The 7,839-nt window shown below is 71.2% G+C and carries 6 protein-coding genes; 2 read left to right on the top strand and 4 right to left on the bottom strand.

The features are described from left to right. Window positions 1–1,120 (top strand): M20 family metallopeptidase (locus tag GWI24_RS36305; RefSeq protein ID WP_247617357.1); only part of this gene is annotated, 1,120 nt, incomplete at its 5' end. Window positions 1,121–1,181: 61 nt separating this feature from the next. Here GWI24_RS36305 and GWI24_RS36300 read toward each other — a convergent pair. Continuing rightward, window positions 1,182–1,418 carry a DUF397 domain-containing protein gene (locus GWI24_RS36300; RefSeq protein WP_020866051.1) on the bottom strand — a complete coding sequence of 79 codons (237 nt, stop codon included), beginning with the start codon at window positions 1,416–1,418 and terminating at the stop codon, window positions 1,182–1,184. A gap of 5 nt (window positions 1,419–1,423) precedes the next feature. Beyond that, on the bottom strand, window positions 1,424–2,284 hold the full coding sequence (locus GWI24_RS36295; RefSeq protein ID WP_210950294.1) for a helix-turn-helix transcriptional regulator: 861 nt from the start codon (window positions 2,282–2,284) through the stop codon (window positions 1,424–1,426). A 212-nt stretch (window positions 2,285–2,496) separates the two neighbouring features. Between GWI24_RS36295 and GWI24_RS36290 the strand changes: the two genes are divergently transcribed. Further along, window positions 2,497–2,967: a hypothetical protein gene (locus GWI24_RS36290; RefSeq protein WP_210950293.1), complete on the top strand. Its 471-nt coding sequence runs from the start codon at window positions 2,497–2,499 to the stop codon at window positions 2,965–2,967. Between the two features lie 19 nt (window positions 2,968–2,986). Here the strand turns inward: GWI24_RS36290 and GWI24_RS36285 are convergent, their stop codons facing one another. Both GWI24_RS36285 and GWI24_RS36280 read right to left on the bottom strand, forming a co-directional pair. Beyond that, window positions 2,987–4,984: an aminotransferase class I/II-fold pyridoxal phosphate-dependent enzyme gene (locus GWI24_RS36285; protein WP_374103380.1), complete on the bottom strand. Its 1,998-nt coding sequence runs from the start codon at window positions 4,982–4,984 to the stop codon at window positions 2,987–2,989. A gap of 198 nt (window positions 4,985–5,182) precedes the next feature. After that, window positions 5,183–7,486 carry a LuxR C-terminal-related transcriptional regulator gene (locus tag GWI24_RS36280; RefSeq protein ID WP_308344205.1) on the bottom strand — a complete coding sequence of 768 codons (2,304 nt, stop codon included), beginning with the start codon at window positions 7,484–7,486 and terminating at the stop codon, window positions 5,183–5,185. Between the last annotated feature and the right edge of the window lie 353 nt (window positions 7,487–7,839).

Genomic DNA, 7,839 nt, shown 5'->3' with positions numbered 1-7,839 from the left:
GGCGCTGCCCGAGATGATCGAAGACCTACGGACGCTGGTGGAGCTGGAGACGCCGAGCAACGACAAGCGGCTGCTGGACGCGGGACTGGCCACGATCAGCGGCTGGGTCGTCGACCGGCTCGGCGAGCCGGACGGAACCGAGCGCCACGACTGCGGACCGCACGGCGATGTGCTCGCCCTGACCTATCGCGGCACGGCCCCCGGCACCGTGCTGATGCTGTGCCACTACGACACGGTGTGGCCGGCCGGAACGCTCGCCGAATGGCCCTTCGAGGTCGAGGACGGCCGGGCGAGCGGCCCCGGTGTCTTCGACATGAAGACGGGCCTGGTGCAGGCCGTCTGGACCCTGCGGCTGCTGCGCGAGCTGGAGCTTCCCCACCCCTCGGTGCGGCTGCTGCTCAACGGCGACGAGGAGATCGGCAGCCCCGCCTCCCGGCGCCATATCGAGCGGCTCAGCGAGGACGTCCTGGCGACGCTGGTCTTCGAGGCGTCGCTGGACGGTGCGCTCAAGACCTCCCGCAAGGGCGTCGGGCTGTTCGATGTGACGGCCCACGGCATCGAATCGCACGCGGGTCTCGACCCGTTCGCGGGCGCGAGCGCCATCCACGCGCTGGCCGAGGTCGTCCCGCAGATCGCCGCGCTCAGTGCCCCGGAGCGGGGGACCACGGTGAACGTGGGGCTGATCAGCGGCGGTACGGGGCGCAATGTGATCGCCGCACAGGCGAGTTGCGGCATCGACATCCGGATCGCCGCACCGGAGGAGATGAAGCGGATCGACGCCGCGCTGCACGCCCTCGCCCCCTCCGACCAGCGGGTGCGGCTGACCGTCACCGGTGAGTGGAACCGTCCGCCGATGGTTCCGGGCGATCCGTCCCGCCGGCTGTTCGAGCAGGCCCACGCGATCGCCGCGGAACACGGCTGGGAGCTGGAGGAGACCGCGGTCGGCGGTGCCAGCGACGGCAACTTCGTCTCCGCGCTCGGCCGTCCGGTCCTCGACGGGCTCGGTGCCCTCGGCTCCGGCGCCCACGCCCGCCACGAACACACCGTGCTCGCCCCGATCCCCGCCCGCACCGCGCTGACCATCGGCCTGCTGCGGGCACTGGCGGCCGACGCCACGTAACGGCACACCGACGCCGCGCCGACGCCGACGGCCCAGCGGCCGTCGGCGCACGGGAGGCGGTTCAGCAGACGAGGAAGTCCGCCTCGCCCGCCTTGGCGCCCTGGATGAACGCGATGATCTCGCTGCGGGTGTAGATCAGCGCCGGACCGTCCGGATCGGTCGACTGGCGGATCGCGACCCGGCCGTCGTCCAGCTTCATGGCTTCGACGCAGTTGCCGCCGTTGCCACCGCTCCACGGCTTGTGCCAGCCCTCACTGCCGAGGTCGCTCGCGCGCATGCCGTTGTGAATGCGATCCATTCCGATCAGAGCTCCTTGCGGAAATCCCGGAGGATTTCCTTTGTGCGTCGTGCGGTTGCCGCCTGGGCCGCCATGCGGTCCATGGCCTCCAGATGGGAGGCCACCTCGATGCGTTCATCCAGGTAGACGGCGCCGGTCAGGTACTCGACGTAGACCATGTCCGGCAGTTCGGGTACAGCGAAGCGGAAGAGGACGAAGGGCCCATAGGTGCCCGGATGGTGCCCAGAGGAGAACTCCGAGATCTGCAGCGTGATGTGCGGCATCTCCACGGCCTCCAGCAGCCGGTCGACCTGCTGCCGCATCACCGCCGCCGAACCCACCCGCCGGCGCAGCACCGTCTCGTCCATCACCACCCACAGCCGGGGCGGATCCCGCCGGGTGAGCAGGCCCTGCCGCTCCATGCGCAGCGCCACATGGCGCTCCGCCTGCCGGGGACCGGCCCGGCCGACGGCGCCGGTCTGCATGACCGCGCGGGCGTAGTCCTCGGTCTGGAGCAATCCGGGTACGAAGTGCGGCTCGTACGCCCGGATCATCTCGGCCGCGCCCTCCAGGCTGACGTGGACGCTGAACCAGTCCGGCAGGATGTCGTGGAACCGCTGCCACCAGCCGGGCTTGTTGGCCTCCTCGGTCAGGGTGATGAACGAGTCGAGCTCCTCACCGGTGATCCCGTAGGCGTCCAGCAGCAGCTGCACATACGGGACCTTCAGCGCGACCTCGGCGGTCTCCATGCGGCGGATGGTGGCGGGCGCCACCCGCAGCACCTTGGAAGCCTCGTCCCGCTTTAATCCCGCCTTCTCCCGCAGATCCTGCAGCCTCTTGCCGAGGACGACCTGACCCACGGTCGGCGCCGACCGCGGTTCGCTCACCTGAATCCCTCCCTGACCTCCCCAACGCTGATGTTCGCAGTGTGCCATGGCCAGTGCGGAAGGGGCACATTGCACTGACGACTCTGCACAATTCAGAGTGCCTCTTGCCAAGTGTCCCCGGCGGTGCGCATAGTTGCGGCATGATCCCGTTACCGCGCTTCGCCGCGGCGACCGCAGGCACCATCGGCCCGACCTCTGTGAAGTGCCCCTAGATGACGTACGCCTTCGCCGGTGCGCTGACCGGCCTCGTCCGCGGCCGGTTCGGCCGGCGTGGATTCCGTGCGCTGTCCGGCCGTCACCGCCTTCAACTGCCCTCGAGGCTGCGGACGGACCGGGCCTACGACGCGGTGGGGATCGCCGAGCGGCACGGCCCCGGGGTGATGGCCCTGCTGCCCCGGGCGGGATGTGTGCTCACCGGCGCCGGGTGCTGGTGGTGGATCGTGCCGCCCCATTCGGACGTCGGCGTCGACTGGCCCGCACCGGCCGTCTACGCGGTCGGCGCCATGGTGACCGGCCCGCCCGGGCGGCGGACCGGCCCCACGGGGAGTGAGGAGCCCGGTGTGGTGCACTGGCCGGGCGACGGGGAGCCGTACACCCATCCCCTGCTGCTGCACATCGCGGTGTGCGCGACGGCCGGGGTGTCCCCGGCCTGGCCGTGCGACGACCGGATGCGTCGGTCATGACCTCGGGAGCGGAGCCCGGTCATGCGGTCGAGTCGTCCTGGAGGTATGCCGCGGGGCGCGGATAGCGCTGCAGCGCCGGGGTCTGGCCGGTCGGGTCGTCGTCCTGCTCGCTGAGGGGGACGACCGGGGCCGCGGCCGCGGCCCTCAGCTCGGCGGGGTCGTAGGTCATGGCCTGCGTCCGCTCCATCGGCGACGGCTCGGGTAATCCCGTGTCCTGCTGCCCGTAGACCGGGATCTGGTCGATCGTCGTCTCCTCGGGCCGGGTCTGGGCGTACGCCGCCGTCGCCTGCCCCTGGGCAGCCTGGACCTGGGCCATCGGCATCTGGGAGGTCTGCGCCTGGGCGCCCTGGTACTGCGCGCTCTGCGGCTGGGGCGCCATCTGCATCAACGGCGCCTGGCCCTGCGGCGCCTGGCTCTGGGCCGGCTGCAACGGCGCGGTCTGGAACTGCTGCGCAGGCACCTGCTGCGGGATCTGCGGCTGCGGGGCCTGGACCATCTGGGGCTGCGGCAGCGCGGCCGGGGCCTGGTACAGGGGCGGCTGGGCCGGGGGCGTGGCGACATACGCGGGTGACAGCTCCGGGAGCGGCTGCTGCTGGACGTACCCCGGCGAGGCGCCCGTGCCCGCGCCCGCGAAGGACGCCTGCCCGTACAGGTCGCCGGCGACGCCCTGCGGGGCCGGAAGCGCGCCCGCCGAGTACATCGGCTGCGGCTCCTGCGCCATCGGCGCCGCGGGCAGCTGGGGCGGCTGCTGGTAGGAGTAGTCCATGAACTGCGCCTGCGAGGGGGCGGATCCCAGGGCCCCCATGGACCCCGAGGAGCCCGCGTACCCCGAGGGCAGCGACGGCTGCTGGTCCCAGCCGACCTGCGGGGCGTAGAAGGACGTCCCGTACAGCACCGTGCTCAGCCCGGTCAGCAATCGCTGCACATCCGGCTGGGACCGCACCACCAACCGCATGAACTGGCTGCTGCTGCCCAGCTTGTTGCCGCATTCGCGCACCAGCACACCGTGCTGGGACAGCAGTTGGTCACGGACCCAGCCGCCGTCCGTCCCGGCCGGCAGCTTGACGAAGACGAAGTTGCCCTGGGAGGGGTAGACCGTCATCCCGGGCAGCCCGGCCAGCTGGGTGGTCATCTGCTGCCGGTCGCGGCTGAGCATGCGCAGGCTCTCCACGTACTCCTGCCGGTACCGCTTCAGCATGAAGACGATGACCTCGGCGAAGGAGTTGAGGTTCCACTTCGGCAGCCGGGAGCGGATCTGCACGGCGAGCGACGGATTGGCCACCAGATAGCCGAAGCGCACCCCGTGCAGCCCGAAGTTCTTGCCGAGGCTGCGCAGCACGATCACATTCGGGCGCAGGATGGCCTCGTCCACGACGCTCGGATACGCCTCGGCGTCCGCGAACTCCAGGAAGGACTCGTCGATCACGATCAGGTCGAGGTCGGCCAGGGCGTCCATGATGCCGATGAGGGCCTGGCGGGGCACCAGCCCGCCGTCGGGGTTGTTGGGATTGCAGATCACGGCGACCCGGGAGCCCCGGGAGCGTACGAAGTTGACGAAGGCGTTGGGGTCGAGCGCGAATCCGCTCATTTCCGGGAGCTGGAACATATCGACCCGTTTGCCGGTCTCCATCGGCTGGTCGGTCCAGCGGCCGAAGGTGGGAATCGGCACCGCCAGGCTTTCCTTCACCAGCAGATGGTCGATCCAGGTGATGAGCTCGGTCGAGCCGTTGCCCATCGCCATGGTCTGCGGCTGCAGCCCGAGCACATCGGCCAGTTCGGCGGTGATGGTCTCCGCGGAGCTCGGGTAGTAGGTGAGGATGTCCCGCAGCCTGACCGCCATCACGGCGAACATCGCGGGGGTGGGGAAGTACGGATTGCAGGGGATGCAGAAGTCCACGAGCTCCTGTCCGCCACCCGTGACCCCGGCGCGGTTGAGCGCGAAGAACGACGGGCTGTGGGCGGTGCCACGGAAAAGCTCCATGGCATCACCGGTATTGCCGACTGCGGCAACAGTCACGGCGGGACCTCCTCGGTCGCGTGGGCCGCGTCGACGCACTGACACGGCCGTTGCGGCTCGTCCCTCGAGCCTGACGCATGATCTCTCGAAGCCGGGGCGGGCGAGGATTTTCGTGGGGGTTGTGAAAACTTCCGGGACACCTGCTCCGGTCTCGAATAGAATTCCGCCCCTTGTCCCTTGAGAATGTCGGCACGGCCTTCAGACCGTATCCTCCGGCGGGCGTTCGCCATCGGCCTCGGCGGCGCGGTGCTGTTCCGCTACCCAGACCGCCACCTGCGCACGCGAGGTGAAACCCAGCTTGCTCAAAATGTGCTCAATATGGCCCTCGGCCGTGCGCTGGGCGATGACCAGGGACGAGGCGATCTCCTTGTTGCTGAGCCCCTGCGCGACCAGCCGCGCGATTTCGGACTCCCGGGGTGTCAGCGGCGACGGCCGCCCGCCCGCCGGCGTGTCCCCGCTGGGCAGTTCGTTCTTCAGCGCGTACTCCAGCGCCTCGGCGTAGGACAGCCGGGCGCCCTGTCTGCACGCCGCGTTGAAGGCCGGTTTACCCAGGGCCCGCCGCACCGCGGCCTCGCACTCCTCGTGGTAGTGGACCAGGTGCCCGTAGCCGGAGTGCGGGGCGCCGATGGCGTGCCAGAGGGTCCCCAGGGCGCCGAGCAGCCTGGCCGCCCGCGAGTGGTCCCGTTCGGTGGCCGCGATCCAGGCCAGCACCTCCAGATTGACCCCGATGCCCAGCGGGTCGTCCAGCGAGCGGTTGAACGTGAGGCTCTCCTTCTCCAGGGCGGCCGCCCTGGCCGTGTCGCCCTGGCGCCAGACGTCCACGCCGAGCGCCATCATCGTGTAGGCCCGGTGCCAGCCCTCCCCGTACGCGTCGCACACCTCGAGCGACTCCTCACCCAGGGCGATCGCGCGCGGCGAGTCGCCGATGAAGGAGTGGGCGAGTGAGAGCCGGATGAGCGCCAGGGCCAGCCCCACAGGATCGCCGGTCGCGCGATGGCGGGTCACGGCCTCCTCGTAGAGCGCGATCGCGGACCGGGTCTCGCCCCGGTACATGGCGACCATGCCGGAGTAGAGCGCGACGTAGGCGAGCACCGGCTCCAGGCCCAGCCGGGTGCCGAGGGACCGGCTCTCATCGAGCATGGCCGCGGCGGCGTCGATGTCGGACTGGATGATGGCCAGCCAGCTGTTGGTCCACAGGGCCCGCGCCCGCGACCCGTCGTGTTCGGTGCACACCGCGAGCGCCTGGTCCAGCCAGCGGCGGCCCTCGCCGAGGTAGTAGCTGGTGATCCAGTGGTAGAGCAGATCGGCGGCCATGTCGAGTCCGCATACGGTCTGCTCGGGCTCGGTCAGGCAGCTCTCCAGGGCGGTGCGCAGATTGGCGTGCTCCAGGTGGAGCCTGGTGAACCACTGCACCTGGGCCGGTCCGAAGAGCGCCGCCCGCGCGTCCGCGGCGAGCCCGCGGTAGTAGTCGCGGTGGCGTCGCAGCCGTACGGCCTCCTCCCCGGAGGCGGCCAGCCGCTCACGGCCGTACTGGCGCAGCGTGTCCAGCATCCGGTAGCGCACCGCCGTCGGGTGCTCCTCCCTGAGCAGCACCGACTTGTCCACCAGCTCGGTCACCAGGTCCAGGATCTTCTCGCGGTCGATGCCCTCGTCCGAGCAGACCGCCTCGGCCGCCTCCAGGTCCAGGCTTCCGGCGAACACCGAGACCCGGGCCCACAGCAGCCGCTCCCGCTCGGTGCACAGCTCATAGCTCCAGTCGATCAGCGCCCGCAGCGTCTGGTGGCGGGGGAGGACCGTGCGGGAGCCGGTGGTGAGCAGCCGGAACCGGTCGTCGAGCCGGTCCAGCAGCTGCTGGACGGACAGGGCGCGCAGCCGTACGACCGCGAGCTCGATTCCCAGCGGGATGCCGTCGAGCCGGCGGCAGACCAGCTCCACCTCGTCCCGGTTGTCCTCGCTGAGCTCGAACCCGGGCACGATGGCCGCGGCCCGCTCGACGAACAGCCGTACCGCGTCCCACTGGGCGAGCGTCGCGAGGGACGGCCGCGGCCCCTCGGGGTCCGGCAGCCCCAGGGTGGGCACGGCCAGGCTCTGCTCACCGGCGGTGCCCAGCGCCTGACGGCTGGTGGCCAGCAGCCGCAGCCGGGGGGCCGCGCGCAGCAGCCGGTCGGCGAGCCGGGCGCACTCCTCCAGCAGGTGTTCGCAGTTGTCGAGGACGATCAGGGCCTGCCGGTCCCGCAGATGGTCGACGAGGATGTCCATCGCCGGGCGGGAGGAGTGGTCGCGTATCTGCAGCGCCTCGGTGACGCCCTGGGCGAGCAGCGTGGGGTTGTCCAGTTCGGCGAGTTCGGCCAGCCAGACCCCGTCGGGGAAGGCCCGGCGCGCCTCGTCCGCGACCCGCAGCGCCAGCCGGGTCTTCCCGACCCCGCCGACCCCGGTGAGGGTGACCAGGCGGGACGCGGACAGCATGCGCTTGACCTCGGCCGCCTCATGCCGACGTCCCACGAAACTCGTCACCTCGGCCGGCAGCCTGACTGTCTGCCGCCCGGTCGGGGTGCCTGTCGCCACCGCACCCATCGATGCCTCGCACCGGCCTCGTACGGGCGGGACCTGTGCCCGCGCGGACCCGAGGCCCTGTTTCCAGGCTATGCCCGGGCCGGGGGCCGCCGCACACACCCCGGGCGGGCACCGGGCGAGGGTCACCGAGGGTGAGCGGCGGGCGCCCGGCCGTGACCGCCCGGCGGGGGAGGGGAGCGGGACGGGTACCGATGCGGGGATATCTCCCCTCGCCGCGTCCGGCCGCGCCCGACCACGATGGTGGTCTCGGTGAGTTCCGCCGCCCCCGATGGCGGAAGATC

It is taken from the genome of Streptomyces sp. MK37H, from assembly GCF_018035285.1.
In the GTDB taxonomy this organism is placed as follows: domain Bacteria; phylum Actinomycetota; class Actinomycetes; order Streptomycetales; family Streptomycetaceae; genus Streptomyces; species Streptomyces endocoffeicus.
The sequence above is the reverse complement of the archived record's forward strand: the minus strand, read 5'-3'. Positions and strand labels throughout refer to the sequence as shown.